The sequence below is a fragment of the Candidatus Rokuibacteriota bacterium genome (assembly GCA_016209385.1).
Lineage (GTDB): Bacteria > Methylomirabilota > Methylomirabilia > Rokubacteriales > CSP1-6 > JACQWB01.
This window is the reverse complement of record JACQWB010000214.1, coordinates 1-26,616: the sequence shown is the minus strand read 5'-3', so window position 1 is coordinate 26,616 and position 26,616 is coordinate 1. Positions and strand designations below refer to the sequence as shown.

Annotated in this window: 25 protein-coding genes; 8 read left to right on the top strand and 17 right to left on the bottom strand. The window is 68.9% G+C overall.

The annotated features are described in order from the left end of the window. From HY726_15825 to HY726_15780, 10 genes are all read right to left on the bottom strand, one after another. The coding region (locus tag HY726_15825) for an ABC transporter substrate-binding protein (GenBank protein MBI4610466.1) at positions 1 to 485 on the bottom strand (485 nt) is incomplete at its 3' end. Between the two features lie 107 nt (positions 486 to 592). Next, complete coding sequence (locus HY726_15820; protein ID MBI4610465.1) at positions 593 to 1,285, bottom strand: hypothetical protein; 693 nt, start codon at positions 1,283 to 1,285, stop codon at positions 593 to 595. 124 nt (positions 1,286 to 1,409) lie between these two features. Next, positions 1,410 to 3,614, bottom strand: a complete 2,205-nt coding sequence (locus HY726_15815) for a hypothetical protein (GenBank protein ID MBI4610464.1) — start codon at positions 3,612 to 3,614, stop codon at positions 1,410 to 1,412. 241 nt (positions 3,615 to 3,855) lie between these two features. Further along, positions 3,856 to 6,156, bottom strand: coding sequence for a hypothetical protein (locus HY726_15810; GenBank protein MBI4610463.1), 2,301 nt, complete (start codon positions 6,154 to 6,156; stop codon positions 3,856 to 3,858). A gap of 282 nt (positions 6,157 to 6,438) precedes the next feature. Further along, entirely contained in the window at positions 6,439 to 7,005 is a 567-nt protein-coding gene (locus tag HY726_15805; GenBank protein MBI4610462.1) for a MaoC family dehydratase, read from the bottom strand. Beyond that, positions 7,002 to 7,562, bottom strand: a complete 561-nt coding sequence (locus tag HY726_15800) for a hypothetical protein (protein MBI4610461.1) — start codon at positions 7,560 to 7,562, stop codon at positions 7,002 to 7,004. Before HY726_15800 ends, HY726_15805 begins: the two co-directional genes overlap by 4 nt. Positions 7,563 to 7,699: 137 nt before the next feature. Next, positions 7,700 to 8,797 carry an alpha/beta fold hydrolase gene (locus HY726_15795; GenBank protein ID MBI4610460.1) on the bottom strand — a complete coding sequence of 366 codons (1,098 nt, stop codon included), beginning with the start codon at positions 8,795 to 8,797 and terminating at the stop codon, positions 7,700 to 7,702. Then, entirely contained in the window at positions 8,797 to 10,122 is a 1,326-nt protein-coding gene (locus tag HY726_15790) for a CoA transferase (GenBank protein ID MBI4610459.1), read from the bottom strand. Before HY726_15790 ends, HY726_15795 begins: the two co-directional genes overlap by 1 nt. A gap of 11 nt (positions 10,123 to 10,133) precedes the next feature. Then, the gene (locus HY726_15785; protein MBI4610458.1) at positions 10,134 to 11,474 is read right to left on the bottom strand and encodes a CoA transferase; all 1,341 of its coding nucleotides are present in this window, start codon (positions 11,472 to 11,474) and stop codon (positions 10,134 to 10,136) included. A 129-nt stretch (positions 11,475 to 11,603) separates the two neighbouring features. Beyond that, complete coding sequence (locus tag HY726_15780; protein ID MBI4610457.1) at positions 11,604 to 12,542, bottom strand: LysR family transcriptional regulator; 939 nt, start codon at positions 12,540 to 12,542, stop codon at positions 11,604 to 11,606. 631 nt (positions 12,543 to 13,173) lie between these two features. Here HY726_15780 and HY726_15775 point away from each other — a divergent pair. After that, positions 13,174 to 13,353 carry a hypothetical protein gene (locus tag HY726_15775; protein ID MBI4610456.1) on the top strand — a complete coding sequence of 60 codons (180 nt, stop codon included), beginning with the start codon at positions 13,174 to 13,176 and terminating at the stop codon, positions 13,351 to 13,353. A gap of 19 nt (positions 13,354 to 13,372) precedes the next feature. Continuing rightward, on the top strand, positions 13,373 to 14,521 hold the full coding sequence (locus tag HY726_15770) for an isocitrate lyase/PEP mutase family protein (protein MBI4610455.1): 1,149 nt from the start codon (positions 13,373 to 13,375) through the stop codon (positions 14,519 to 14,521). A gap of 80 nt (positions 14,522 to 14,601) precedes the next feature. Here the strand turns inward: HY726_15770 and HY726_15765 are convergent, their stop codons facing one another. From HY726_15765 to HY726_15755, 3 genes are read right to left on the bottom strand one after another with little or no spacing between them, the layout of a single operon-like run. Further along, on the bottom strand, positions 14,602 to 14,922 hold the full coding sequence (locus tag HY726_15765) for an SCP2 sterol-binding domain-containing protein (protein ID MBI4610454.1): 321 nt from the start codon (positions 14,920 to 14,922) through the stop codon (positions 14,602 to 14,604). Between the two features lie 16 nt (positions 14,923 to 14,938). Continuing rightward, positions 14,939 to 15,709, bottom strand: coding sequence for an enoyl-CoA hydratase/isomerase family protein (locus tag HY726_15760; protein ID MBI4610453.1), 771 nt, complete (start codon positions 15,707 to 15,709; stop codon positions 14,939 to 14,941). Next, positions 15,691 to 16,299: a TetR/AcrR family transcriptional regulator gene (locus HY726_15755; GenBank protein MBI4610452.1), complete on the bottom strand. Its 609-nt coding sequence runs from the start codon at positions 16,297 to 16,299 to the stop codon at positions 15,691 to 15,693. Before HY726_15755 ends, HY726_15760 begins: the two co-directional genes overlap by 19 nt. An 82-nt stretch (positions 16,300 to 16,381) precedes the next feature. Between HY726_15755 and HY726_15750 the strand changes: the two genes are divergently transcribed. From HY726_15750 to HY726_15735, 4 genes are all read left to right on the top strand, one after another. Next, the gene (locus HY726_15750; protein MBI4610451.1) at positions 16,382 to 17,317 is read left to right on the top strand and encodes a TIGR03619 family F420-dependent LLM class oxidoreductase; all 936 of its coding nucleotides are present in this window, start codon (positions 16,382 to 16,384) and stop codon (positions 17,315 to 17,317) included. A 67-nt stretch (positions 17,318 to 17,384) separates the two neighbouring features. Further along, complete coding sequence (locus tag HY726_15745) at positions 17,385 to 17,981, top strand: LemA family protein (GenBank protein ID MBI4610450.1); 597 nt, start codon at positions 17,385 to 17,387, stop codon at positions 17,979 to 17,981. Between the two features lies 1 nt (position 17,982). After that, positions 17,983 to 18,765, top strand: coding sequence for a TPM domain-containing protein (locus HY726_15740; GenBank protein ID MBI4610449.1), 783 nt, complete (start codon positions 17,983 to 17,985; stop codon positions 18,763 to 18,765). After that, entirely contained in the window at positions 18,765 to 19,235 is a 471-nt protein-coding gene (locus HY726_15735) for a TPM domain-containing protein (protein ID MBI4610448.1), read from the top strand. Before HY726_15740 ends, HY726_15735 begins: the two co-directional genes overlap by 1 nt. A gap of 14 nt (positions 19,236 to 19,249) precedes the next feature. Here the strand turns inward: HY726_15735 and HY726_15730 are convergent, their stop codons facing one another. Continuing rightward, positions 19,250 to 21,259 (bottom strand): M48 family metalloprotease, encoded by a 2,010-nt coding sequence (locus HY726_15730; GenBank protein ID MBI4610447.1) that lies wholly within the window; start codon positions 21,257 to 21,259, stop codon positions 19,250 to 19,252. 116 nt (positions 21,260 to 21,375) lie between these two features. On the opposite strand from HY726_15730, the gene HY726_15725 reads away from it, so the two are divergent. Then, positions 21,376 to 22,857, top strand: coding sequence for an AAA family ATPase (locus HY726_15725; GenBank protein ID MBI4610446.1), 1,482 nt, complete (start codon positions 21,376 to 21,378; stop codon positions 22,855 to 22,857). Between the two features lie 13 nt (positions 22,858 to 22,870). Here HY726_15725 and HY726_15720 read toward each other — a convergent pair whose 3' ends face one another. From HY726_15720 to HY726_15710, 3 genes are all read right to left on the bottom strand, one after another. Next, positions 22,871 to 23,875, bottom strand: a complete 1,005-nt coding sequence (locus HY726_15720; GenBank protein MBI4610445.1) for a diguanylate cyclase — start codon at positions 23,873 to 23,875, stop codon at positions 22,871 to 22,873. A gap of 211 nt (positions 23,876 to 24,086) precedes the next feature. After that, the gene (locus HY726_15715) at positions 24,087 to 25,046 is read right to left on the bottom strand and encodes a pyridoxal-phosphate dependent enzyme (protein ID MBI4610444.1); all 960 of its coding nucleotides are present in this window, start codon (positions 25,044 to 25,046) and stop codon (positions 24,087 to 24,089) included. A 17-nt stretch (positions 25,047 to 25,063) separates the two neighbouring features. After that, positions 25,064 to 25,495: a cupin domain-containing protein gene (locus HY726_15710; GenBank protein MBI4610443.1), complete on the bottom strand. Its 432-nt coding sequence runs from the start codon at positions 25,493 to 25,495 to the stop codon at positions 25,064 to 25,066. A gap of 89 nt (positions 25,496 to 25,584) precedes the next feature. On the opposite strand from HY726_15710, the gene sppA reads away from it, so the two are divergent. Continuing rightward, on the top strand, positions 25,585 to 26,538 hold the full coding sequence (gene sppA / locus HY726_15705; GenBank protein ID MBI4610442.1) for a signal peptide peptidase SppA: 954 nt from the start codon (positions 25,585 to 25,587) through the stop codon (positions 26,536 to 26,538). Positions 26,539 to 26,616: the final 78 nt, after the last annotated feature.

Sequence of the window (26,616 nt, the reverse complement as noted above, 5' to 3'; positions counted from 1 at the left end):
GGGTTCGGCACGGCCTTCTCGAAGAGGAAGTCCGTGCAGCCGTCGGTGAAGAGCGTCAGCACCTTGAGCTCTTCCGCGACCGGGCCGAGGGCCGGGGTGTTGCCGCTGGAGATGACGCCGGTGAAGCAGTCGATCTTCTCCGACAGCTTCATCCGCCGCAGCTCCTTGACGTTGGCGTCGGTGCCGGCCGCCTCGTCGGCCTTGATCGTCTCGATCTTCCGCTTCCCCAGCAGCCCCCCCTTGGCGTTGATCTCCTCGGCGGCCAGGAGATGCCCCTTTAAGGCCTGGTCCCCGAGCACCGCGGCCGGCCCGGTCAAGAAGGTCATATGACCCGTCTTGTAGGGGGTGTCGGGGATCTTCCCCTTGGGCGCCTGCGCCTCGGCCTGGGCCGGGCCCGCAACATATCCGGCCGCCCCCAGGGCGGCGCCGCCCACGGTCACGCCCAGCCGGTTCATAAACTCGCGACGATTGACTTGCTCACCCATATGTACCCCTCCTTGCTGAAACCGGTGAAGGAGAAAGATGCGGTGTTCCTACCTAAACGAGTCGTCCCCACCCTGTCAAGGACAAATTTCTCAGGGGCGCCACGCGCTCAGCGGGGCGGCAGCGGCCCGCTCTCCGCCGCGCGGCCCACAACCCAGCCGAGCCAGGCCACCGCCCCGGCCAGCGCGGCCAGGACCACGATCACGGCCACACGCGCCAGCCCGGCGAAGAACGCGAGCATGCTGCTCGACACCCCCGTGAAGGCCAACCCCACCACCGGGAGGACAGGCACGCCGCAGCCCACGACGCTGCACGGGCCGGTGGAGAAGCCGAGGACGCTGATCAGCGCCCCCACGACGCCGCCACGGCGGCCGGCCACCGTCACCCACCGGCGCCGCCGGACCTGGTCTCGACGGTGGACCCACAGGGCGAAGTAGGCACCGAACAGCAGCGCCGTCAGGACGAAGCGGCCGAGCGAGGGGACATCGACGACAAACCCCCACTCCAGGCCTTCCACGGGGTTGTCCGCACTGACCCAGGCCAGCGCCATCTGGGACAGGAACGCGAGCTTCCGCCCCACGGGGTCTGGGTCCGAGGTGAGGTACTCGGGGAGCCTGGAGAGCCACGGGTTGAGGGTGAAGTGGTCCGCGGGCTTCCGGGCGAGAGAGAGCACCGCCACGGGCAGGAGGAGGTGCAGCACGAAGACCGCGGCGGCAACAGCCGCGAAGGCGCCGGAACGTGCTCTGACGGCGGTCGCGATGCCTCGGAGGCATCTCGCCGCCACCTTCAGGGCGCCACGCATTGAGATCATCTCCACGGCCTAGGACAATCGGAGGGGGCCTCGACGGCCCCCTCCGAGGCCTCCCCCAGAATTCGGTTGCGCGGGCCAAGCCCGCGCTCGAAGGGCATTACTCCGACACGCTAGCCTAGGAGCCGCGCGCCGTGTAGTCTACCATTCGCACCTCAGCGTCAAGGGCGTTGCCCCAGACGACCACGCTCACGAGGACCCGGTAGGAGCCCGGCTCGAGCGCATCGAGATTGACACGAAACCGGCCGTCGTCGGAAGCCTGGATCGTTCCCGCCCGCACCGCCTCGCCCGACGACCGCACGACCAGGTAGCGGCACACGGTCGCGGCCCGCCGCTCCGCATCCCGAGGTCCGCCACCCAGCGGCTCGACGACGATCTCGTGCGTCCGTTGGAACTTCACGACCCGCTCCGTCGTGGCGGAGACCTCCAGGCCCTCGCCCCGCCGCTCGATCCTGACGGCGTACGCGCGGAGCGGGATGGCGTAGCGGTCGAAGGTCCCGACGCCGAGCGGATAGCCGTAGTCGCGCACCACCTGCAGCACGACCTTGGACGGGTCCCACCTGGCGAGGCGGTAGGGGCCGCTCGTCACGAGGAAGTGCCCGTGTTCGGCGTGGAATCGCGCGAGCGCCGCCCAGCGCTCCCGTGCTTCCGCCGGGGAGACGAGAGCCCGCAGCGGCTCGGGGATGTGGGCAGCGGCCTCCAGGCGCGTGACCAGCGATGCCAGGCGCGCGCTGAGCCTCGCGTCGCGGACCAGGTCGAGCTGGGGAACGCCGCGGCGGCGCGCCTCCTCCGCGGAGAAGGCAGCCCAGCCCCGCCTCACCGCCTCCTCCATCAACGCGACCACATGCCACGGGACGGCGGACCCCGGTGGGGCCACCGCCGCTGCCTGGAGGTCCTCGCCGCCCGCGTGGCGGAGGTAGACCTCGACGATGGGATGGCGGTAGGTCAGCTCGAGGTCGGCGACCTTCAACACTTCGGTGGACACCCGCAGGATCCGGAAGCCGGTGAGCCACTCCCGCACGAGCGCCGTGCTGCGCGCGACCTCCGGGTCGTGGTCAGCGTCGTCGGGACCCGCCCGCGCGCCCCACGCGAAGGCAAACGCGTACGGGAAGACGACGTCGGCGACCGCCAGGCGCGTGCCGTCGTGGAACGGCGCGCCCAGGACCTTGTAGACGAGCCGCGCCCTGGCACGAGTGGCCTCGCCGACGGGCAGAAGCCGCCCGGTGCCGACGGCGGGCAGGAGCGCGTCGCGGGCCACGGGAAGCTCGCCCGAGGGCGAGCGCTCGGCCCCGACGACCTGCGCCCGGTTCTCGAGCCAGCCGCCGCCGGGCGCGAGGAAGAGGGCCGGGTCGCCCAGGGCGGACCAGAGGAGCCGCCCGGCCGCGCCCTCGAAGCCGGTGACTGGATTCCACGCGCCCGGGGACAGGGCATCGACGCCGACCCTGAGCCAGCCGTTCCAGGGGAAGTCCTTGAGCTTGACGGTGCGGACGAAGAGGGGGCCGGCGAGCCCTTCCTGGCCGTCCCACCCGACGTTCTCGACACCGTCGGAGTATTGCGCGTTGAAGGCCTCGCGCTTGATGGTATAGCCCACCACGACGCGCTCGCAGCCGCGGCGGAGCAGGGAGACGAGCCTTCGCGCCAGCGTCGCGTGCTCGGCCCGGTCGCGCCAGGCGCCCCGGACAAGGCGCGCGTAGAGCTCCTCCGCGGTCCGTCGTGCTCCTGCGTCACTGAGGTGACCCGCGTGAAGGAGATAGGCGTGGTACCACCCCTCTTTCAGCCATGGCGGCCCCAGCCACCCGTTGAGCTGGACGCGGTGGGGCCCGAGGAGCTCCTCGATCTCGATCTCGTCGATCGTGGCATCCGCAGCTCGTTCCGCCGCGGCCGCCTCCCCCAGCAGCTCCGTGACCACGGCGCCCCTGGCCCGCAGGGTGAGCAGTGGGGCCGGCTCGCGCCCGCCGCGCGCCAGCTCGTCCGCCGCCGCCCGGGCGAGGTCGAAGTGCTCGAGGTAGTCCGCGTGGTATGGAGTGACCGGATAGGGGTGCGACGCGTAGCGCCCGCCGGCGGAGCGGAACTGGCTGGCGATGCGCCGGGCGGCGACGCAGCGGCGCTCGCGATCGCGCGGCGGCGCCGGCGGGAAGGTCACGACCACATAAGCGCCCAACGACCCGACGTGGGCGACATCGGTCGGGACCGCACGCCCGGCGAAGGGATCCGCGCCGGCGTAGGCGTGGAGTGCTCCCCGGACCAGGAGGTCCGCGGCCGCGGCTCGGGCAGCGGCCTGAATCGCGATCTCGTGGGGGTAGTAGGAAGGGTAGAAAGGCATCTCATGCCCGGCCTCGGCACCTTGCCCGGCCGCCAGGCACAGGGCGAGGAGCAGCGCCCATCGCCAGCCTCTGCCGGCGGGCCCGACGAGCCATCGACACGTGCACGTCTTCACAAATGGCGTACCGTAAAGCCTTCTAGGGTTGTTTATCAGAAACTCGCTGACATTGAAAGCTCGCATCCGGGTCGGGGGTCACCTGGTTTGGAGAGCCGTGGTCTGGTACTGGCGGATGCCGATTGCCCTAGCGTTCGACCCCGTGGTCCACCACCGTCACGTCGGGGTTGACCGTATTCCCGTTCGGAAGCACGGCAGTCATGACCGTGTACTGTCCAGGCTTCAACCCGTTGAGGTCGACCGGAAAGGCCCCGTCGTCGGCCATCGCCGCCACACCGGCCGTCACCACGCTCCCGCGCCGATCCAGCACGACGTAGCTGCACACGGCGCGCACCTCGAATCCGCCGGCGGTGGAGGCCTTCGTGAGCGGCTCCCGCACGGTGGTGTACGCGCGCTGCACGCGCTCGGCTTTCTCGATATCCGCCCAGATCTTGAGCCCGTCGGCGCGGTGGACGACCTTCGTGACCGCGGCCGTCGGCGGCACCGCGTGCCGGTCGAACGACCCGACGCCGAGCGGGTAGCTGAAGTCCCTGAACACCTGGAAGACCGCCGAGTCGGCGGACCACTTCTCCAGCCGGTACGGGCCATTGGTGACGAGGAAGTGGCCGTGCGTTTCGTGGAACTGCCTGAGCGCGGCCCAGCGCTGCCGGGCTTCGTCGACGGTCGTGAACTCCTTCAACGTCTCGGGAAGATGACCGCGGCGTTCGAACTCCTCGGCCAGCGACGAAAGCCGCGTGCGGACCGACTGATCCCTCACGAGGTCCAGCCAGCCGACTCCCCGCCGGACAACTTCTGCCGGGGAGAAGGCCGCGATGCCCCGCGTGACGGCTTCCTCCATCAGGACGAGGAGGTGCCACGGGAGGCTGCTCCAGGGCGGCGCCACCGGGAGGACGTGCTCCAGGTCCGGTCCCGGAGCGCGGAGGTAGACCTCGACGACCGGGACCCGCCGCACGAGCTGTACCTCGGCGACGGTTTTCTCCTCCTCCTCGACCCGCAGCACGCGGAGCGCCACGAGCTGCTCGCGCAGGAGGGCGGTGGACTCTTCGACGAGCGGGTCGTACGTCGGCGCCCCCTGGGACTGGCGGACACCCCACCGGTAGGCGAAGACGAACGGGTAGAGCACGTCGGCGACCGTCATACCCGTGCCGTCGTGGAACGCGGACATGCGCACGCGGTACGTGAGCTTCGAGCCAGCCGTCCTGGCGGCGCCGGCCGGCCGGAGCGCTCCGGACCCGGGCTCCGGGACCAGTGCGTCCGGCGGGACCTCGATCCCCCCGGCGGGTGGAGCCAGGTCGGTCGCCACGGGGATCACCCGGCTCGGAAGCCACGTCGCGGTCGACGGTGCCGGGAGGAACGCGGGATCCCCCACGGTGTACCAGATCAGTCTCCCGACCGGATCGGTGAAGCCGCTCACGGGGTTCCAGGCCGAAGAGGGCCTGGTGTCGATGCCGAGCCTCAACCACCCGTTCCACGGAAAGTCCTTCAGCTTGACGGTGCGGACGAAGACCGGCGAGACGAGGCCGGCCTGGGAATCGGTCGCGATGTTCTCCACGCCCTCCGAGAAATCGTCGTTGAGGTACGCGCGCCTGAGCGTGTACCCGGCGACGACCCGCTCGCACCCCTCCGAGAGGAGGGCAACGAGGCGACGCTCCACCTCCAGCTTCTCCACCATGCCGTCGTAGCTCCCGCTCGTCAGGCGGCGGTAGAGCGAGTCCACGGAATGCCGCCGGGCCGAGTCGGCGATGCGGTCGGCGAGCAGCAGGTACGCGTGAAACCATCCGTACTTGATCCACGGCGGGCCGAGCCATCCGTTCAGGCTGAACGCGCGCGAGGCTACCAGGGCCGCGACATCCACCTCCTCAACGGTCGCGTCCCACTCCTGCCCGCGCGGGCGCGAGTGCGACCGCGAAAGCGTCTCCGCCAGCTGCCCGACGGCTCGCACCCTGAAGGGGCCTCCGCCCGGACCCTCTCCCGTCGCCAGGACTTCTGCTTTCGCCGATTTCGCCCGATCGAAATGGTGGAGGTAATCCGCGTGATAGGGCGTGACCGGGTAGGGGTGAAAGGTGAACGCGCCCTTCTCCGCCGACAGCGCGCTCAGGATCCTCCGGGCCGTCGCGCAGCGTACCTCACGCGTCTTCGACGGCTCCGCCGCTGGATTCGCGGTCACGACGAGGTAGGACCCGAGAAATTCGGTCATGGTCACGTGGGCCGGCACCAATCCCTGACCGAACGGGTTCGGACCGACGTAGGCATGGAGCGACCTCTTCCGGAGGAGCGCCGCGGCGGAAGCCGGATCGAGCACCTGGATGGTGATCTCCTGGGGATAGAAGGAGGGGTAGAAGGGCGACTCGTGCCCCGCGCCCGCAGGCGTGTGCGGCGACGCCCAGGCGAGGAGGAGTGCGGCAAGAACGACCAGGAGGCGCGTCACGCGAGGTGCAGGGCCTCCACCGGTCCCGAAAACGACCTGCCCCCGCGGGCCGGTCGCGCCGCGCCCGGGAGCCAGGTCATCGAGGCCGGTCTCAGGAGCCTAGGACACCTTCGGCCAGGTCGACCCACGTGTAGTGGGAAAATCGTTGAGGGTCGAGCGGTTCGCCGTCATGTAAGCATGCCGGTCCCATGCTGTCAAGACGAAATTTCCCGCTCGCCGCCCGAGGGCGCGCGGCATTCCGACGGTCCGATGAGCGATGAACGGCCGCCGCGTCCGCGCGCGTCAACGCGGAGGCGACGGGGAGCCCGCTCCGAAGGGCAAGGCGGCCCACGTCGCCCAGAGCAGGAGTGCTCGCACGGCCCAGGCCCAGGGCTGGAGGACCCAGAAGCCGAGGCCCGCCACGCGAAGCTCGTCCGCGACATAGGAGATCGTAGTCCGCGGCGGGAGCACCCCCGCTTCGCCGGCGAGCACCTCCTCGCCCAGCTGGTTCACGCAGGTGGTCTTCACGCGGACCCGGTTCCGTTCGCGCAGGATGTCCACCACTTCCACCCGCGCGGTGATCGTATCCCCGACCCTGACCGGCCTGAGGAATCTCAGCTCCTGCGTCTCGTAGAGGGTCCCAGGCCCCGGAAGCCGCGTTCCCAGGACACCCGAGATCAACCCCGCCGTCCAGATGCCGGGCGCGATCGGCTCGCCGAAGCGCGTGGTCGCGGCGAAGGCGGGGTTCGAGTGGATGGGATTCCGGTCGCCCACCGAATCCACGAACCCCGCGATGTCGCTCGCCGTCACGACGCGCGAGACTTCGGCAGCATCGCCCACCGCAAGCTCGTCGATGGTTCGTCCGATCATCGGGCCTCCTTACCCGCGGCGCGGCGCGCCGCGGCCTCCTCATGATCAGCGAGAGCCTTGAAGAGGTCGTCCGTTCGCGACAGCAGTGCCCCCAGCCGGTCCTCCAGCCGCTCGACGCGGTCCTCGAGGTCCACGAGCTGGCGCGCGATCCCGACCACCTGCGTGCGGGAGGGAATCCCGAGCGCCGAGAGGGTCGCCTCGGTCGCGTGCTCCGCTGCCTTTCTCGCCGGCGCCTGGAGCGCGAGCCACTGCTCCAAGTGCTTGCCCAGGGCCTGGGCAAACGCCTCGGTCCCCATCGCCTGTTCCAGAACCTTGCCCCAGGCGGCGATCCACTGGTCGAGAAACTGCTTCCACTGGGTCAGGAGGTCCGGGGTCGCCGGCCCTTGCGTGAGGAGCCTGGACCACGCCGCGATCCCCTGGTCCATGAACGGGCGCCAGAAGAGCGTGGGATCGACGGCCTGCCCCTGTCCCAGCAGCCGCGCCCACGCCTGCGTCCCTTCCTCGATCTGCTTCTTCCAGAGGTCGAACAGGGCTTGGGTGCTCGAATCTTCCGCCATGGCCTCACCTCATATGGTACCGCGTTCGGGGTGGGACGCGCTCACGGGGCTGTTCGAGCCGAGCGACGTCGGCCATGCCGCAGGCAGGCCCGTCGTGAGGCGAGGCCCAATTGGGACGCGCCGACGCCATAGCCCGGTCAGGAGCGAGGCGCGAGCCAGCCGGACACTTTCGGCCAGCAGTAGGTCGACGCGCCGCGACCCGCGATCAGCGAGATGTGACCCCCGGGTAGCTCCACGTACTCCTTGTCCCGGCTCCCCACCGCGTCGATCAACGCGCGCACGCAGCCCGGCGGCGCGATATAGTCCTCCTTCGCTCCCACGACGAGCAGTGGAGCGCGGATCGTCTCGAGCCTGACCGCCCGGCCACCAAGCCTCAGCTCCCCCCGGACCAGGCGGTTCTCCTGATAGAACTCCTTGACCCACTGGCGGAAGAACTCGCCCGGGAACCCCACGTACTCGTTCGCCCACTTGTTGAGGGCCCGAAACCCCTTTACGTAGTCGTCGTTCCAGAGGTTCCACCAGAGGTTGAGCCCGGCGGAGAGGTCCATGGTGGGCTTCAGGAGCTTGAAGCCGGTCTTGATCATCTCCGGCGGGATCTGCCCGAGGGTGTCCACGAAGCCGTCCACGTCGAAGTACTTCCGGTCGAGCCAGCGGCCGAAGAGGCCCGACTTCGAGAAGTCGATGGGGCCTGCCATGTTGATGAAGTTCTTGACCGGCACCTCGGGATGGAGCGCCAGAAACGAGGCCGAAAGCGGAGCGCCCATGCAGTAGCCAAGCACGGAGAGTTCCTGCGCGCTTGAGGATTCCAGCACCCTCCGGGCCATCCGCGGCAGGATGCGCGTGACGCAGTCGTCCACAGTCAGGTAGTTGTCTTCGGGGCCGAACACCCCCCAGTCCAGCAGGTAGAAGTCGAACGCCGCGCGGGTCATGTGCTCGACGAAGCTCCCACCGGACAGCAGGTCGAAGATGTACGGACGGCTAATCCCCAGGTTGGGAACAAACAGGAGCGGTGTGCGGTGCCTTCGGGAGGACTCGTAGCGGTAGAGTCGCGCCTTGCCCTTCCGGTAGATCTCCTCGCGAGGCGTCAGGCCGACCGCCGACTCCGTGGGAGTCAACACCATCTCGGCAAAGTTCTTCATCCGGAGGAAGCTCCGCGTCAGCTCCTCTTGCCACCGGTTCACCGCTTCGGACTGCGCCCCGGAAGCTCCGCCGGCTGTCGTCCCGCGCTCGGGCATTAGAGCACCCCCTGATCTCTGAGCTCGGCCAGCCGCCCCGGGCCGAGGCCGAAGTACTTCTGGTAGACGTGACCGTTGTGGTACCCGACCGGCCGGCATGACCACTTGACCCGGGGCGGGGTCCGCGTCATCCGCCAGGCCGGCATCTGGATGAGAAGCTCGCCGTAGATCGGGTCCTGAACTCTTGCGAAGCACCCGCGCTCCCACCAGTGGGCTTCTCGGAGAGTCGCCAAGGGCGAATTCATGGGCCCGGAGACCACGATCCCGGGCCCCGGGTCGGCCAGGACCTTCTGGAGAATCTCCTCCGCTGTGAAGTTGGTCGACCAGCGCTCGATCTCCTGACGGAGCGCTACCTCGTTCTCCAACTTCGTCCTTTGGAGCGTGGTGGAGAAGCGCGGATCACGCGCCAGTTCGGGACGACCCATGATGCGGCAGATGGCCTGGAAGTTGGGATCGGTGTAACCCGCGATGAAGGCGTAGCCGTCCTTCACGCGAACGAAGGTGTACGGAAACACCGCTAGCTCGTAGAGGCCGGTGCGCTCCCGTACCTGTCCGGTCGCGTGGTAGAGGAGCACCGTGTATTCGAGATACCGCATGAGCGCCTCGGCGCCGGAGACGTCGATCAGCTGGCCTCGCCCGGAGGCGCACCGCCAGTGGAGGGCCGCGAGGGTGGCGACGCAAGCCCAGGCCGCCTGGGCGTAGGCGCTGATCCAGCTCCCGACGCGCATGGGGGTCTCTTCCGGGTCTCCCGTGACGTAGAGCAAGCCCGACCGCGCCTGGTCGATCAGATCGTACTCGGCGGGCTGGCCCTCGGCTTCAGGCCCGAACTGGCCGTAGCTCGAGCAGGCGATGTAGACGAGGCGGGGGTTCAGCTCGGAGAGCTGACGGTACCCAACGCCAAGGCTGTCGAGATAGCCCGGCGCGAACCCCTCGATGAGCACGTCGGCGCGACCCGCGAGCCCCCCGAGGAGCGCGCGTCCGCCTTCGGTTTCCAGGTTCAGGGTCACAAAGTAGCGGTTCCGCGCCTCGGTGACGAAGGCCAAGCCCTCGCCGTCGACCGGGGTATCGGACGGCCCCCACCGGCGCGCGGGCTCACCTCCCGGCGGCTCGACCTTGACGACCTCTGCGCCCAGTTCGGCGAGATAGGTCCCGGTCAGGAGCGCCCCGTAGTGCCCGTGGGAGAGATCGAGGACGAGCAGGTCATCGAGAGCCTCGGGTTTCTCCGAGACCCGCGCGGGATCTTCCTCCGCCCTGATCCAGTCGTACCAGCTCTCCTCGGAGGCGGGCACACCCGCGCCCTGAGCGTGGGTGGGCGCTCGGTTCATCGCGTCGCTGGTCACTGGAGGAGCCCCTCGCCCTTCCACGCGTCAGGCGGCTTGGCGCCCAGCCGGTCCGCCCACTTGCCGATGACCTTTTTCGCCTCCAGTTCCCGAACCTCGCCGTCGGTGAGCCCCAGGAGCTTCTTCAGGACGAACTCGTTGTGGAACCCGACCGGCTTCCCCGCCCACTTGATCCGCGCAGGCGTCGCCGAGAGCTTGGGCGCCGGTCCATACTCCACCATGGTGCCGTACACCGGGTCTTCGTGCTCCCAGACCGAGCGGCGGGCGCGGAAGTGAGCGCTCTCGTAATGGTCCCTGGCCGTCATCACGGGGGCCGCGGGGACTCCGTGCTGGCGGGCTTCAGCCTCGATCTGGACGCGCGTCCTCCCCTCACACCACGCGGCGATCAGCCGGTCCAGAGCTTCCACGGCAGTCTTCTCCCGACGGGAGGCGGGGGACTCGAAGCGCGGGTCACGCGCCAGCTCCGGTTGCCCCAGGAGGCCGCAGAGACCCCGGAACTCGGCGTCGGTCCCCGCGACGACCGCGACGTAGCCGTCGGTGCACCGGTACACCCCCGAGGGCGAAAAGAGCGGATCCCGGTTGCCGGTCTTGAGACGGTCCTTCCCCGTCAGGCCGGCGTAGAGCCAGGTCCAGTCCATGGCGCGCAGGAGCCCCTCGCACTGGGCCATCTCGACGAACTGCCCTTCGCCGGTCCGGTCACGCCAGCGGAGCGCGGCCAGGGCTCCCAGGGCCGCCATGCAGGCCCCGAACCAATCGCCGATATAGTTCCCGATCTTGGTGGGCAGCTCGCCTTCCTCGCCGGTGATGGCGGTGAGCCCTGAAACCGCCTGGGCAAGACCGTCGTAGGAGGCGCGGCCCCGGGCAAAGGGCCCCCACTGGCCGAACCCCGTGTTCGCCACGTAGATGAGGCGCGGGTTCACCTCCCTGAGTTGCCGATAGCCGATCCCGAACTTTTCCTCCAGTGTCCCCGCCTTGAAGTTTTCAACGAGGATATCGGAGCGGGCGGCGAGCTTTCGGATCAGTTCCTGGCCCTCGGGTTTGTGCATGTCAATGCCGACGTGGTACTTGGAGTGGTTCATGCCGAAGAAGGCTACCGAGATGTTCTTCCAGAAGAAGGTAGCGCCCCCCAGAATGCGGGTCACATCCCCCTGCCCCGGCATCTCCACCTTGATCACCTCGGCACCCAGCTCGCCCAGAAAGTCGGCCGTGGCGGGCCCGAAGATGATGACGCTCAGATCGAGCACCCGGATGCCCCGCAGGGCCTCGGGCTTCTCGTGGATCCAGGCCGGGTCGAAGAGCCGGGCCGCCCACTGGAAGTAACTGTCATGGACCTTCATACCGTCAGGCGCGGACATTGTAGCCAAAGGCCGTCCCCGCGACCAGCAAATTCACGGTGAGCGTCGCGCACCCCGCGGGACGGCCCACGCGCGGTTCGGCGACGGACCCGACGCGGCCGCGCCGCACGCTCACCCGCCGCGACGCGGTCGGCGACGGAAGCGACGGCCGCGGGGCCTCCCAACCTCGCTGACAGCGCTCCTGAGCGTGCGGAGGAAGGCGAGCGCCTCGGGGCCGAGCGGTCGGTGGCGCGAGTGGATTACGTCCAGGCTGCGGCTCAGGGGTTCCGCGTCCGCGATCTCGATCGCGACCAGCATCCCCCGCCGGAGCTCGCGGGCAACGGCGATGTGCGGGAGGAAGGCGAGGCCGAGCCCTCGGGCGACCATCCGTTTCGCGGCCTCGATGGTCTCTAGCTCGAGTACCACGTTCGGGACCAGCCCGGCCCGCCGGAACAGGCCGTGGGTGAGCGTCCAGTCGCTCGAGCCGCGGTCGAAAAAGACCAGCGGCCGATCCGCGACCTCGGCCAACCGTGCCCGCCGCGCACGCCCTCGATGGTGGGCCCGGTGGCCGACGAGGATGAGCGGATCGTCCCGCAGGCTCAGCGTCTCCACCGACGGATGGTGGAGCGAGCGCGCCAGGCCGATCTCGACCTCCTCCCGCAGCACCATCTCCAGCACCTCCTTCGAGTGTCCAGAGCGGACCGTGATCATCACGCTCGGGTGGGCCGTGTGGAACCGCTTGAGCACATCCGGGAGGAGGTACGTGCAGATGGACAGGGCGGCCCCGATCTGGAGCGCGCTCCCGCTCGAGGGCCGCAGCTCGTGGACCGCCTGACGCGCCAGCGCGACCGCCCGCACGAGCTGCTCGGCGTGGGGGCGGAGGGCCCGGCCGGCCGCGGAGAGGACCGGCCCGCCCGGGCGGCGCTCGAAGAGCGCCACGCCGAGCGACTGCTCGAGCGCCTTGATCCGCGCGCTCACAGCCGGCTGCGTCACCCGCAGGGCTTCTGCGGCCCGCCGGAAGCCGCCGAACGTTCCTACCGCGAGGAAGGTCTCGACCTGGTCGATCTCCATCGGCCCGTCCGTGGGCGCCGCCCGTGGACCGAGCCGGATTATACCGCCGGCGCTGGGAGGGGTGATCATTTTTTTTTATTGTCCCTATAACGACAATCAGTTTGACTTGGCCGCCCGTTGCCTCGCAGAGTGTACGCATGCAACACGACACGGCGGCGGAGCGCGACCGCCGCGAGGGGAAGATTGTTCGCGTCCGTGACCCGAGACGGGTGGCCCGAGGTGCCGGTAGCCCTCGGGGCCGTGGCTGGCCGCTTTCAGGGATTTTCCCCGCTCCGATTTCGGGATTCCATGGATTGTGAGTCGCCGCGCCCGAGCCTAGTCTCTGAGTGGGGGAGGATCGGCATTGGCTGGATCGGCCTCGACGACAGGCGGCGACTCTTGCCGGTTCCGTCAGGAATAACCGCCGCAAAGGGAGACCCATGAGCGTCCGATGCCGTTGTGGGAGTCCTATCAGCTATCCGTTTTACCAGCTCGGGTGTATCGAATGCGGGGCGGCCTGCTGTCCCGCCTGCGCGTTCCCGCTCGAGTCGGCCACCTACTGCCTCCGCTGCGCAGAGGCCATCCTGGAGGTGCCTTGGGCCGCGGCGCGGCTGGCGGCACGCGCTGAGACCGCCTGAGAAGGAGGAGAACCATGGAAGAACACTGCTGGTGCGGGAGCATGCTACGCGGGTCCTTCGAGAGCCTGAACTGCACGGTGTGCCAGCGCCCATGCTGCCTGGCGTGCGCGTTCCTGTTCAAGTCGGGGACATACTGCACCCGCTGCGCCGAGACGCGCTCCTGGGACTTCCACACCGAGGTGAGGCGCCGGTAGGCCGGAGGATCGCGATCGTATGGAGCGCATGGGCAAGCGGTTCAGGCAACTCCTTCGGGAGCAGCCGTACGTGTTCACGGCCGGGGTGTACTCGGCCCTCGACGCCCAGATCGCCGAGCGCGCGGGCCTGAAGTCCGTCTACATGAGCGGCTACTCGGTGGCCATGCTCAACGGCTGGCCGGACATGGGGTTCCTCACCATGACGGAGATGACGACCACCGCGTCGGCCATCGCGAGCGCGGCGGGAATCCCGGTGATCGCGGACGCGGACGACGGCTACGGCAACGCCCTGAGCACGCTGCGGACCGTGCGGGAGTACGTGAAGACGGGAGTCGCGGGGATCCACATCGAGGACCAGCGGTTCCCCAAGCGCTGCGGCCACATCGCCGGCAAGACGCTCGTCCCGCGCGAGGAGGCGGTCGGCAAGTTCAGGGCCGCCGTGGACGAGCGGACCCGGCTCGATCCCGAGTTCGTCCTGATCGCCCGGACCGACGCCTTCGGGGCCGTCGGGGGGAGCCTGGAGGAGGCCATCTGGCGGGCCCGCGCCTACGCCGACGCGGGGGTAGACCTCGTCTGGTGCGAGTTCTCAAACCCGGACCGGGATCCCGTCATCGCGTTCGCGCAGGCCATGAGGAAGACCCACCCCGACCTGCCGCTCGCCTTCAACTACTCCTCATCCTTCAGGTGGCACGAGGACCCGCGCCCGTTCCGGTTCCGTGAGCTGGGCGAGCTCGGCTACCGGTTCATCTTCATCACGCTCTTCGGGGCCCATGCGGCCATGTACGGGGTCTGGAACGCGATGACGGATCTCGTGCGGAACGAGGAGGAGGCGCAGTGGGCGCTCGAGCGGACCAAGAAGGGTCACCCGACCGAGAGCCACCACGAGATGGCCCGCGTGCCCCACTTCAAGGAGCTGGAGACGCGGTACGTTCCCGACGCGGCGGCGCGCTATCGGGCGTCGGACGGCTTCGGCGAGGACCGGGCGCCGACTGCCGCGGGGATTTGCTCACCGCCCGGACCCTGCTCCCCGACCTCCGCGTCGCCGGGACCTGGCTCTTCCCCGGCTCGGAGATCCTCCAGCGCCTCACCGAGCGCTGGCTCCTCTACTTCGGCATCCTCTTCATCCTGGTCGTGTTCTTTTTCCCGAAGGGGGTCATGGGCACGCTGAGGGAAATGGCGCCCCGGAGGCGCGTGGCGACAGAATAAAAAAGGGGGGCCGCCCAGGCCCCCCTGTCGTCCGGATCCCGCCTAGGTGCCGAACAGCCCGCCGAGCTTCATCGCGAGCCCCATGTCCCCCTTGAGCTTCAGCTTGCCCGACATGAACGCCATCTGCCCGGAGAGCTTCCCCGCCAGCATGTCGAGCCAGTCCTGCCCCGACATGGTGAGCGTCAGCGTTGGGCTCGCAGCCGTCCCCGCCGCGACGCTGCAGGCGCCATCCTTGATCGTAGCGTACCAGGTCCCCCCGCCGTCGCCGGTGATCTCGTACTGGATGACCGCGTTGACGCCCTGGGCTTTGTCCGCCTTGAAGCGACTCGCCATCAGGTCGAACGTCTCTTTGACTGTCGGCATCGTGACTCCTCCTTTCCTATCTCCCCTTGAACTGAGCTTCGCGCTTCTGGAAGAACGCCTGGATCCCCTCCGCGGCGTCCTCGGTCCTGAGGACCTCGACGAACGCCCGCGTCTCGGCCTCGAGACCGTGGTCGATGTCGGTGTTGAGCCCGTCGTCCACCGCCCGGACGATGAGCCGGGTCGCGATGGGGGCGCGCTTGGCGATCTGGCGGGCCAGGGCCTTGGCGTCGGCGAGCGTCTCGCCCTCCTTGGAGAGCCTGTTCACCAGCCCGAGCTGGAGCGCCTCCGACGCCGGGATCTGGGTGCCGAAGATCAGGTACTCGAGGGCCTTCGTCCGACCGATCAGGCGGGGCAGGCGCTGGGTGCCGCCATAGCCGGGGATGATGCCGAGGTTGGACTCGGTCTGGCCGATGCGCGCGGTCTCCTTCATGACCCGGAGGTGGCAGGCCATCGCGATCTCGCAGCCGCCGCCGAGAGCATGACCGTTGATCGCCGCGATGACCGGCTTGGCGAAGCGCTCGATCCGCCGCAGCACGTGGTTGCCAAACTTGATAAATTCCTCTACGCTCCCCAGAAAAGCCGAGCCCAGGTCGGCGCCGGCGCAGAAGATCCGATCTCCCGCCCCTGTGATGATGAGCGACAGGACCCCGGGGTCCTTCTCCACCTCGTCAAGGGCGGCGTTCGATTCCCTGACCAGCTGGTCGTTGATGGCGTTGGCGGGCGGCCGGTTCAGCGTCAGGACCGCGAACGGCTCCTCCCGCGTGAGGATCACGGTTTCGTAGGCCATAATGGCTCCTCTCGTGCAGAAATTCCCCGGAGAAACAGGTCAGCCACAGTAGTCGAGGTCTCGCTCAGGCGGTAGGTCCGCTTGCCCAGCACCCAGCTCGTGGCCATCTGGTCCATGGCGCCGAAGAGGACCTTCGTGGCAACCTTCACGGGAAGGTCCTTCCTGAACAGGCCGGACTCGATCCCGTTTTCGAGGACCGAGGCAATCAGCGAGAAGTACGCGCCGACCTCGGCCGCCGAGGCGCCGCGGAAGAACTTGTGCCCCTGGCGGAGCTCCACCTGCACCACCTCCGCCAGTTCCGGGTCGGCCTCCAGGATCTTGAAGTGCAGCGCCACGAGGCGACGGAGCTTGGCGACCGCATCGGGCTCGGCCTCGATGGCTTTGCGGAGGTGGGCCACGAAGGCCGCCATCTTCTCGCGGAAGAGCGTGACCAGGATGTCGTTCTTGGTCCTGAAGTAGAGGTAGATGGTGCCGCTCGCGATCCCGGCCTCCCGGGCGATGTCGGAGACCCGGGAGTTGTAGTAGCCGTTCCGGGCAAACACCCGGACGGCAGCCTCGATGATCTGCTGATGCTTGTCCGGATCACGCATGGCAGGCGACTGAACCACCGTTCATACTAAGCGCGCCAGCGCGGGGTGTCAAACCCAAAGAAAAAAGTGGTACCATGCCGGCGTGGAAATCAAATACCGGATCGGGATCATGCCGGGGCCCTGGCCGTCGGGAGCGGACGGCACCGGGTTTCTCTGGAAACTCGTCGATCTCTGCGAGCACTCGAGTATCGACTCGCTCTGGTTCTCCGACCGACTCTCGTCACCCATCCCGGTGCCGGAGCCCCTGACGACCCTGGCCGCCGTCGCGGCCCGGACCGAACGCCTCAAGTTCGGCCCGAGCGTGCTGGTCCTTCCCTTCAGGACGCCGGTCGTGGTGGCCAAGGAGCTCGCGACGATCGATTACCTGTCGGGCGGGCGCCTCCTCCCGGCCGTCGGCGTCGGCGTCGAGCTGCCGCGCGAGTTCGAGGCCTCAGGGGTGCCCTTCAAGGAGCGCGGCCGGCGGACCGACGAGGCCATCGAGGTCATCCGGCGGCTCTGGCTCGAGGACGAGGTCACGTTTCAGGGGGAGTTCTACCGCCTGGAGCGCGTGAGCATCTTCCCCAAACCGGTCCAGACTCCGCCTCCCATCTGGATCGGCGGCAAGAGCGCGGCGGCGCTGCGCCGGGCGGGCAGGCTCGGCGACGGCTGGATTCCGTCGTTCATCGCCCCGGGAGATTTCGGCCGCGGGGTCGAGCACGTCCAGCGCTACGCGAGGGAGGCCGGGCGCGAGGTCCCGGCCGATCACTTCGGGGCGCTCGTGAACTACTTCCTGACCGACTCGCCCGAGAACGCCTGGCGCCTCGCCGACCCCTACATCCCGCGGGGCCGCGTGGACGAGGCCACCCTCCGCGCGTCGACGGCGTTCGGCCCTCCCGAGGTCGTGGCCGCGAAGCTCGAGGACTACGTCGCAGGCGGAGGCTCCAAGTTCGTCCTCCGACCCCTCTGCCCGCCCGCGCTCATGCTCGAGCAGCTCCAGCGCCTGGCCGAGGAGGTGATCCCGGCCTTCCACCGGCGCTGATGCACCGCCAGCAGTCACGCGAGGCAAGCACCGGAGCGGTGGAGCCAGGTCGGCTATAATGACAGCCATGGCGCGCGGGATCCTCGTCGCGCTCATCGTCGTAGCCGTGCTCGTCGTCGGGACAGCCGGCTGGGCCCTGACGGTCAGCCGCCAGTTCGTCCGCCTGGAACAGAACGTGAACGAGAAGTGGGCTCAGGTCCAGAACGTCTACCAGCGCCGCGCCGACCTGATCCCGAACCTGGTTGAGACCGTCCGCGGCTTCGCGGCGCAGGAGCGCACGGTGTTCGAAGAGGTCACGAAGGCGCGCGCCAGCGCGACCCGCGTCCAGGTTCCCGCGGAGGCGCTCACCGACCCCAAGGCCCTCCAGCAGTTCCAGGCGGCCCAGGACGCGCTGTCGGGCGCGCTGGGCCGGCTGCTGGTCGTGGTCGAGCGGTACCCCCAGCTGAAATCCAACCAGAACTTCCTGGCCCTCCAGACCCAGCTCGAGGGCACCGAGAACCGGATCGCGGTGGAGCGGCGCCGCTTCAACGAGGCTGTCCGTGACTACAACACGCGCCTGAAGCTCTTCCCGGAGAACGTGGTCGCGGGCTTCTCCGGCCTCCAGCCCAAAGCGTACTTCGAAGCCGCTCCCGACGCCGCGACCCCGCCGAAAGTGAAATTCTAGCCTGCTGTTCGCCACCCTCCTCGCTCTCGCCCTCGTCGTCCCTCCCGCTCCGACGGCCCGCGTCAACGACTACGCGAAGCTCCTGACCGCCGCCGACCGCAACCGCCTCGAGGACCTCCTGGCCGAGCGCGAGCGCGCAACGGGGGCCCAGATGGTCATCGCCATCTTCCGCTCGCTCCGGGGCGAGAACCTGGAGGACTTCTCGATCCGCCTCGCCGACAAGTGGCGGATCGGCCAGAAGGGCCTCGACAACGGCGCGATCCTGCTCGTGTTCGTCAACGACCGAAAGCTCAGGCTCGAGGTCGGGTACGGGCTCGAAGCGGCCATCCCCGACGCCGTCGCCGGCCGGATCATCCAGGAGGCGATCGCGCCGCGCTTCCGCGAGCGCCGGTACGCCGCCGGCCTCGAAGCGGCGGTCAACGCGGTCTTCGAGCGCGTGACCGCGGCGAAGGCTCGGCCCGCGCAGTCGGCAGCCCCACAGCCAGAACCTCCTCCCTTCTGGGCCCAGCTCCTGTTCTGGGGGATGGCGGTGATCCTCTTCGGGGGCTTCTTCGCGCTCTTCATCGGGCTGTTCGTCGTTCTCCCGATCAGGGCGATGCGACAGGTCGCATATACGGTCGGCCGCGAGGGGTGGTCCTCGGAACGCCGATGGGGCGGATCGTCGTCAGGCTCGAGCGGGACCTCATGGGGGAGCGGCTTCTCCAGCGGAGGCAGCTCCTCGGGAGGGAGCTTCTCGGGCGGCGGCGGGAGCTTCGGCGGCGGGGGCGCGAGCGGGAGCTGGTGATGACGCGCCACCCGCGCTGGATTCGACGGCTCCTGAGCGACGAGCACCTGGACGCCATCGCCCGCGCCATCCAGAGCGCCGAGCGCCGCACCTCGGGAGAGATCCGCGTCCACCTCGAGCGGCGCGTCCCGCGGCGGCGCTGGCGCGAGCCGGCCGACCCCCTGGCCCGTGCCCGCGATGTCTTCGCGCGGCTCGGCATGCACCGGACGCGCGAGCGAAACAGCGTGCTGATCTACCTCGCCGTCCGGGATCGGCGGCTCGCGATCGTCGGCGACGAAGGGATCCACGCCCGGGTCGGCGACGACCACTGGGCGAGCGTGCGCGACCTCATGGTCGAGCAACTCCGCAGCCAGCGGCCCCGCGAGGCGCTTCTCGCCGCGATCGCGCAAACCGCCGACGTACTGCAGCAGCACTTCCCGCGCCGCCCGGACGACACGGACGAGCTGAGCGATCGGGTGAGCACGGCGTAACCGGCCGGCGCGGCCTACCCGAGCGCCATCACGCCGATCCCGATCGCGATCACCAGGAGCGCGAGGATCAGCTTAGCGTGGTAGGTGTAGCAGCCGTGGGCGCCCCCCGCGTACTCGATCCGCTTCATCTCGACGTAGGGGACCGGCGCCCGCCGATACCATCCCCTCACGACCGCCTCCTGCCCGATCAGGCCCGGCGTCCGGAACAGCCCGAACCAGAAGTCGAGGAGCCGGGAGGGCTGGCGGTAGTCGAGGAAGATAAAGCCCGTCGCGTCCTGGAGGACCAGGTCCTCCGAGTAGATCAGGCCGGGGATCCCGCGCCCGATGATTCGTCCCGTGAGGGTCACCGGGTAGGCCCGCACGGCAGACACCTTCACCTTCTTCAGGAGCCCGGCCACGCTGACGTAGGGGGAGAGGCCACCCGGGTACGTGACGAAGCTCCTGACGAGCGCCCCGATTCCGAAGGCGGCAATGGCGAACCCGTACGCTCCCGCGCCGAGGCCGAGACCCAGGAAGACCAGGACCGCGGCCGGGAGAAGGACGGGCAGGCCCATGACGGCGAGATCCGTGAGGAACTCGTCCCAGTAGCTCTCCGGTCGGGCGAGCTTGAAGTCGACGAGGGGCCGCTCGCCGTAATGGGACGCCAGGTCGCCGAGCGCCTTGATCCGTTTGGCCGGAAGGGGGTGCGTGGAGGCAAGCTCGTAGAAGCCGGCCCACGGGTTCCAGAGGTCCCACTGCATCGCTCCGACGACGTCCTCCGGGCTGAAGCCGCGCGCACCGCTGGCGACGGCCAGATGGAGCGCCGCGTGCGGGTCAAAGATCCCGAGCGGGGCCACGGCCCTCAGCGGAGACTCGGCCTTCGCCGCCGCCTCCTCAGGCCGGGCCGCGGCGAGGCCGTAGGCGATCTTGACCAGGGCCCGGGCGAGGACGTTGGGCGCGCGCGTGATCTGGCCCGAGAAGCGGTCGGCGTAGTATTCACGGGCCCTGGAGAGGAAGAGCACGAGGTACTCGGAGATGAGATAGAAGACGTAGCAGACGAGCGCGACGAGCGCCCGGCAGTCCCCCTTCCCGCGCGAGCGCGCGCGCCCCAGGATCCGGTAGAGATAGTAGAGGAGGATCGGCGCCAGCGAGGCCAGCGTCATCACCAGGATGTCCCAGTGCAGCACGTGCCCCAGCTCGTGGCCGACCACGGCACGGAGCTCGTCCTCGTCCAGCATCTCGATGAGGCCCGACGTCAGGATCAAGCGGGCGTTCCCCGGGTGGTGGCCGTAGGTGAACGCGTTCGGGTTGCCGTCGTGGATGATCCCGACCCGGGGGAAGCGGACCTTCCGCGCCTGGCAGATCGTCTCGATGAACGCCGCCAGGTGCGGCGGCAGCTCCTCCGCGGAGACCCAGCGGGTGGATTGCAGGTGCCTCAGGAACAGGTCCATCACGAAGGGGGCGGCGAGGTACTGGACCGTGATCACGGCGAGGGCGGCGAGCACGGCGAGCCCGAGCCCCGCCCCGAAAGCTTCCACCGCGAGGAGGAGCACCAGGAAGACCATCGCGTAGAGCGAGAGGAGCACCGCGGTCGATCGGAGGGCCAGGTTGGGAAGTGAAGGGAGAGGGATCCTCACCGGCCGCGCGCCGGCGCCCTCGGTCTCCGTCGCCGTTCCGGTCGAGACGCGCTCGGCGCGGTCCAGACCGGCCGCGAGCTTCGTGGCCACGGCCTTGTCGAGCCGCGCTCGCTCGCCGGCGTCGAGCCAGAGGCCCCCGCAGCTTCGGCAACGGTCAACGAGCAGGTCCGGCGCGCCGAGGCCGCCTGTCTCCATGGGGACGCGGCAGCGGGGGCAGGCAAGCTCGGATGCCTTGGGCGAAAGGAGCGCCGTCTCCAGGAGCGGTTTCAGCCGGCGGGGATGCTTCGACAGGAAGACCAGCTCGCCCTTGTCGTACCAGGCCCCTCTGCACCCGGAGCAGAAGTCGACGACGACCCCTTCGGGCGCGTACACCTCGTCCAGGCGCCGCGCGCACCTCGGACAGTCCATCAGGCCGTTCGACGAGCGGTCGGCGAGCCGGCGGTCACCAAACGAAAACTCCCGTGCGGCCGAGCCAATGGTCCTCTGTTATGATCGTTGATACGCAAACCGGAACGGGCCGGGGCATGGACTTCACGAAGGACCTCGAACTCCTCATCCGCTCCCGCTACCCGATTATAGCGGTCGAGACCTATGAAGAAGAGCGGCTCGAGCAGGCCCTTCAACGGCTCGCAGCCAAGCTCGGAATTCCCCTCTTCGTGTGGACCATCACCGAAGGGCTGCGCCGCCACGGTGCCGACAACGCCATCTACGACAGCCAGCTCCCGATCAAAGCGCTCGGCAACCTGGCGGCGATCAAGGGCGACGGGCTCTATCTCTTCAAGGACCTGCACCGCCACCTGGGCGAGGCCGATGTTGCCCGCAAGCTCCAGGACCTGGCCCGGTCCTTCGCGAAGGATCGCCGGGCGGTCGTCCTGTCCGCCGCCCGCGTGACCCTCCCCGCCGAGCTCGAGAAGTTCGCCGCCTTCTTCAGACTCGACCTTCCGGGCGTCGAGGAGCTGAAGGGCCTCGTGAAACGCGTGGTCAGGGACCTCTCGCGCCAGCACACGATCGCGGTGGACCTCTCGCCGGAGGAGTTCGACCTGCTGGCGGCCAGCCTGAAGGGCTTCACCCTCTTCGAGGCGGAGCGCGCCGTGACGCGAGCCATCCTCCAGGATCTGGCCCTCACCCGAAAGGACCTCGAGCTGATCACCGAGATCAAGAAGGGCCTGCTGGAGAAGGAAGGGCTCCTGGAGTACGTCCCGCCGGAGGAGGACCTGGCGCAGATCGGCGGGCTTCGGAATCTCAAGCAGTGGCTGGAGAAACGGCGGAAGGCCCTCGAGCCCGAAGCCAGGCAGTTCGGGATCGAGCCGCCCAGGGGCATCCTCCTGCTCGGGGTCCAGGGATCCGGAAAGAGCCTGGTCGCCAAGGCCGTCGCCAAGGCGTGGGGGCTCCCCTTCCTCAGGCTCGAGCCGGGACGGCTCTACGACAAGTATGTGGGGGAGTCGGAGAAGAACCTGGACAAGGCCCTCCGGATGGCCGAGCGGATGGCCCCGTGCGTGCTGATGATCGACGAGATCGAGAAGGGCCTCGCGTACGTCGGCAGCTCGGAGGCGGATGCCGGCCTCTCGAAGCGGATCTTCGCCCGGCTCCTGGGTTGGTTCCAGGACCGGAAGGCCCCCGTCTTCGTCGTCGCCACCTGCAACCAGCTCTCGCAGCTCCCGCCGGAACTCATGCGGAAGGGGCGCTTCGACGAGATCTTCTTCATCGACCTGCCGAACCGGGAAGAGCGCGGGGAAATCTTCGCCGTCCACCTGAAGAAACGAAACCGGGACCCCTCGGCCTTCGATCTGGACGCGCTCGCCGACGCCTCGGAGGGGTACAGCGGGGCCGAGATCGAGCAGGCCATCGTCTCCGCGCTCTACACCGCTTTCTCCCACGGCACCGAGCTCAGCACCCGATTCCTGCTCGAAGAGCTGGCTGCCACCAAACCCCTCGCGGTGACCCGGAAGGAGGAAATCGCCGCGCTCCGGGAGTGGGCCCGGGAGCGCACCGTGATGGCGAGCTAGCGGCGCACGGCCGCTAGGGAACTCGATCCTGCTGTTTCGGCAGCTCGCTGGAGCCCCTCACCTGGTTCCTGCCCCCCCGCTTGGCCGCGTAGAGGGCGCTGTCCGCGCTCTCGACCAGCACCCGCTGGTCAGTCGCATCCCGCGGGAAGAACGCGACCCCCACGCTGACCGTCACGCGCTCGTTGAGGGGCCCGGGGCCGTTGTTGAACATATACGACGCAACGGTTTCCCGCAGCCGCTCGGCGTGGTTCTGCGCGCTCGCCTCGTCGACCTCGATCAGGAGGATGGAGAACTCCTCGCCGCCGTAGCGGCACACGATGTCGCTGTCCCGCGTGACCTCCGTCATGATCCGGGCGATCTGCTTCAGGATCTCGTCCCCGCACGTGTGACCGTACTTATCGTTCAGCTCCTTGAACCGGTCGATGTCGACCATCTCGAGTGCGAACTTCCGGCCGTACCGCCGTGCCCGCTGGATCTCCTCCTCGAGACGCCCGTCGAAGTAGCGCCGGTTGAAGAGGCCGGTGAGCCCGTCGCGGATCGACAGCTCCTTGAGCTGCCTGTTGGCCTCCAGGACCTTCACGTTCGAGTCGTCAAGCTTCGACTTCAGGTCGTCGAGCTGCGAGATCTGCACCGAGATCATCCGCCGCATCTCCTGGAACTGCTTCGACAGCACCTCGATCTCGTCTTGCGATTCCGGCTCGGGCAGAGGCGGGCTCGCCGCCTCCGCCGGCGGTTTCACCTCCATGGCGCGGATCGCCTTGGCGAGCTGCTCGACGCGCTTGGCAATCGTGACGACGATGAAGAGGCCGAACAGGGGGAACAGCACGATGGTCCAGATCACCGCCTGGACGATGGGGTCGGTGAATGCGAGTCGGTCTTCGTCAGGAATCTTCGGAAGGACGTGGGTGAACCCGAGGTAGAGCGTGATCAGGATGGGGAGCAGCGACATCAGCGAGTAGGCGACCAGGACCTTGTAGTAGACCCCTTGCGCGGCCAGGGACAACGCTGAGGGTTTCATCGCCGTTCTCCGTTTACCGGGCTTACCCGGGGACGCCTCTGTCGCTGGTCTGTCCCTTTCATGCCCCATGGCCGACAACCTATCGGGGCCGGCTACCCGGTGTCAAGGCGAAAATGCCCAAAACGGCGGAACTCGGTCGGCATCCGATGCGACCGGGGAGAAGCGTGGAGCAGACGTCGCGCGCTGGCGGACCACGCGGCGCCCATCGCTCTCAGCGGAGCCGGACCACCTCCGCCAGGAGCGCCGGATCGATGTTTCCACCCGAGAGCACCACGCCCACGCGCGCGCCGCGCTCGAGCGGCAGCTTGCCGGCCAGGAGGGCCGCCGCGGGCACCGCACCGGTCGGCTCGACCAGGAGCTTCGCACGGAAGAGGAGGAAGCCGACCGCCTCCCTGATCGCCTCGTCGGAGACCAGCAGGATCTCCTCGACGTGCTTCCGGAGAATGGGGAAGGTCAGCTCCCCGGGGCTGAGGTTGCGGATGCCGTCGGCGATGGTGGGCGGCGGTGGAATCCGGACCCGCTCGCCCTTCTGGAACGAGAGCCAGGTATCGTTGGCTGTCTCCGCCTCCACGCCGTAGAGGCGAACACCCGGAGCGAGCGCCTTCGCCACCGTGCTGCACCCCGCCAGGAGGCCGCCGCCCCCGACGGGCGTCAGGAGGGCATCCAGCGACGGCACATCACGGAGCAGCTCGATCGCCGCGGTCCCCTGGCCGGCCATGATCGCGTAGTCATCGTACGGCGGGACCACGACTCGACCCGACTGTCGGGCGATCTCCGTCGCGATGGCCTCCCGATCCTCGCGCTGCCGATCGTAGAAGACGATCTCGGCGCCGTAGTGCCGCGTGGCCGCGACCTTCAGGGACGGCGCGTCCGTCGGCATCACGATGACCGCGGACGTGGCAACCAACCGGGCGGCGAGCGCGACCCCCTGGGCGTGGTTCCCCGACGAGAAGCTCACGACCCCGCGCCGGCGTTCCGCCGCGGAGAGGGTGAGGAGCTTGTTCAGCGCCCCGCGGATCTTGAACGATCCGGCGCGCTGGAGGTTCTCGCACTTGAAGAAGACCGACGCCCCGACCGCGTCGTCGAAGGAGCGGCAGGTGATGACGGGTGTGCGGTGGATCCAGTCGGCGAGCCGGCGCGCCGCTGCTTCGACGTCCTCGAACGTGAGCACGCTCGGTTCCCCGACGATCAGGCCGGCTTGAAAGGCTGCGGGGCGGTGGAGCGCTCCAGGGGCGGCGCGTAGATCACGAGCGCCTTGAGCGGGCCCGGGCCGAGGGACTCCACCCGATGGGCGACCCCGGGCGGGAAGAAGCAGGCGGTTCCGGGTCCCACTTCCTGCTTGGTCTCGAGCACCTCGACCAGGGCACGGCCCTCCAGGACGTACATGGCCTGCTCGACCTCATGGGTGTGACGCTCGGCCACGCCGCCCGGCTCGACGACGCCCAGCACGACCTCCACGGCCCGGGAGCCGTTGACGTCCTTACCGACGAGACGGCGGTTCACCGTTCCCGCGTGGAGCGGCGGCGAGTACGTCGCAACCTCCTCGGGTCTCACGATGTATCTCACAAGCGTGCCTCCTGTTCTCACCCGACGCGCCCGTGGGTGAACCGGGACTTCCATATGATACGCCGATCGTCCGCGTCCGCCAGGGGCTCCGGCGAGGTTTCGGGCAGCTTGTGGGGCCACGGCGCGCTCCGTATACTGGGTTCATGCGCGTGCTCGGAGTGCCCGTCCTGATCTCGCTCCTCACCGGATGCTCCGTGCTCTCCATCGACTTGACCCCGCGCATCCAGCCGCTCCAGGAGAGCACCGTGGAAGGGACGGGCAGCTCGAAGATCCTCCTCGTCGATCTTTCCGGCGTCCTGAGCGAGGCCCCCACTCTCACGATCGGGCAGGCACCGCCGCGCGTGCCGCTCCTCGCCCGCGTGCGCGAAGAGCTGAAGAAGGCGGAGGAAGACGACGCCGTGCGGGCCCTGGTCGTCAAGATCAACAGCCCGGGCGGCACCGTGACGGCCACCGACATCCTCTACCGCGAGCTGTCCGCCTTCAAGGCCCGGCGCAAGGTTCCCGTGGTGGCGACCATCATGGACGTGGGCGCGTCAGGCGGCTATTACGTCGCGCTGGCCGCCGACACGATTGTTGCGCATCCCACCACGGTCACGGGCTCCATCGGCGTGATGATGCTCACGGTCAACGCCGAGGGGCTCCTCAAGCAGGTCGGGGTGGCGCCGCTCACGATCAAGTCGGGAGCGAAGAAGGACATGGGATCGCCATTTCGGGGGCTCAGCGAGGAGGAGCGCCGGATCTTCCAGGCGATCATCGACGACCTTCACGGGCGGTTCGTCGGCCTGATCGCGAAGGAGCGAAGGCTCCCGCCGGAGAAGGTCCGGGAGCTCGCCGATGGACGGGTCTTCACGGCGGAGCAGGCCAGAAGCCTGGGGCTGGTGGACCAGGTCGGTTATCTGGAGGAGGCCCTCGTCGCCGCCCGCAGGGCCGCCGGGCTGAGCGAGGCGCGGGTGGTCATGTACCACCGACCCCGCCAGTACCGCGCCACGGTCTACGCCACGGCCCGCACGGCCGAGCCGCTCGCGTCCTCGCTCGCCGAGGTGTCCTCGCTCCTGCTCGGACCGGGCCCGCGCTTCCTCTACCTCTGGTGGCCGTAGGACAATCAGAGGGGGCCTCGACGGCCCCCTCTGAGGCCTCCCCCATGAATGGTGGTTCGAGCCGAGGGGCTCCCGACG

What these genes read in the sequence shown, in the direction of transcription:
- HY726_15725 (MBI4610446.1), top strand. Translation starts at nt 21,376, where the DNA reads ATGGACTTCACGAAGGACCTCGAACTCCTCATCCGCTCCCGCTACCCG.
- HY726_15755 (MBI4610452.1), bottom strand. Translation starts at nt 16,299, where the DNA reads ATGCGTGATCCGGACAAGCATCAGCAGATCATCGAGGCTGCCGTCCGG.
- HY726_15820 (MBI4610465.1), bottom strand. Translation starts at nt 1,285, where the DNA reads ATGCGTGGCGCCCTGAAGGTGGCGGCGAGATGCCTCCGAGGCATCGCG.
- HY726_15775 (MBI4610456.1), top strand. Translation starts at nt 13,174, where the DNA reads ATGGAAGAACACTGCTGGTGCGGGAGCATGCTACGCGGGTCCTTCGAG.
- HY726_15800 (MBI4610461.1), bottom strand. Translation starts at nt 7,562, where the DNA reads ATGGCGGAAGATTCGAGCACCCAAGCCCTGTTCGACCTCTGGAAGAAG.
- HY726_15710 (MBI4610443.1), bottom strand. Translation starts at nt 25,495, where the DNA reads ATGGAAGTCCCGGTTCACCCACGGGCGCGTCGGGTGAGAACAGGAGGC.
- sppA (MBI4610442.1), top strand. Translation starts at nt 25,585, where the DNA reads ATGCGCGTGCTCGGAGTGCCCGTCCTGATCTCGCTCCTCACCGGATGC.
- HY726_15795 (MBI4610460.1), bottom strand. Translation starts at nt 8,797, where the DNA reads ATGCCCGAGCGCGGGACGACAGCCGGCGGAGCTTCCGGGGCGCAGTCC.
- HY726_15790 (MBI4610459.1), bottom strand. Translation starts at nt 10,122, where the DNA reads ATGAACCGAGCGCCCACCCACGCTCAGGGCGCGGGTGTGCCCGCCTCC.
- HY726_15720 (MBI4610445.1), bottom strand. Translation starts at nt 23,875, where the DNA reads ATGAAACCCTCAGCGTTGTCCCTGGCCGCGCAAGGGGTCTACTACAAG.
- HY726_15805 (MBI4610462.1), bottom strand. Translation starts at nt 7,005, where the DNA reads ATGATCGGACGAACCATCGACGAGCTTGCGGTGGGCGATGCTGCCGAA.
- HY726_15760 (MBI4610453.1), bottom strand. Translation starts at nt 15,709, where the DNA reads ATGGCCTACGAAACCGTGATCCTCACGCGGGAGGAGCCGTTCGCGGTC.
- HY726_15745 (MBI4610450.1), top strand. Translation starts at nt 17,385, where the DNA reads ATGGCGCGCGGGATCCTCGTCGCGCTCATCGTCGTAGCCGTGCTCGTC.
- HY726_15815 (MBI4610464.1), bottom strand. Translation starts at nt 3,614, where the DNA reads ATGCCTTTCTACCCTTCCTACTACCCCCACGAGATCGCGATTCAGGCC.
- HY726_15735 (MBI4610448.1), top strand. Translation starts at nt 18,765, where the DNA reads ATGACGCGCCACCCGCGCTGGATTCGACGGCTCCTGAGCGACGAGCAC.
- HY726_15785 (MBI4610458.1), bottom strand. Translation starts at nt 11,474, where the DNA reads ATGAAGGTCCATGACAGTTACTTCCAGTGGGCGGCCCGGCTCTTCGAC.
- HY726_15765 (MBI4610454.1), bottom strand. Translation starts at nt 14,922, where the DNA reads ATGCCGACAGTCAAAGAGACGTTCGACCTGATGGCGAGTCGCTTCAAG.
- HY726_15730 (MBI4610447.1), bottom strand. Translation starts at nt 21,259, where the DNA reads ATGGACTGTCCGAGGTGCGCGCGGCGCCTGGACGAGGTGTACGCGCCC.
- HY726_15780 (MBI4610457.1), bottom strand. Translation starts at nt 12,542, where the DNA reads ATGGAGATCGACCAGGTCGAGACCTTCCTCGCGGTAGGAACGTTCGGC.
- HY726_15770 (MBI4610455.1), top strand. Translation starts at nt 13,373, where the DNA reads ATGGAGCGCATGGGCAAGCGGTTCAGGCAACTCCTTCGGGAGCAGCCG.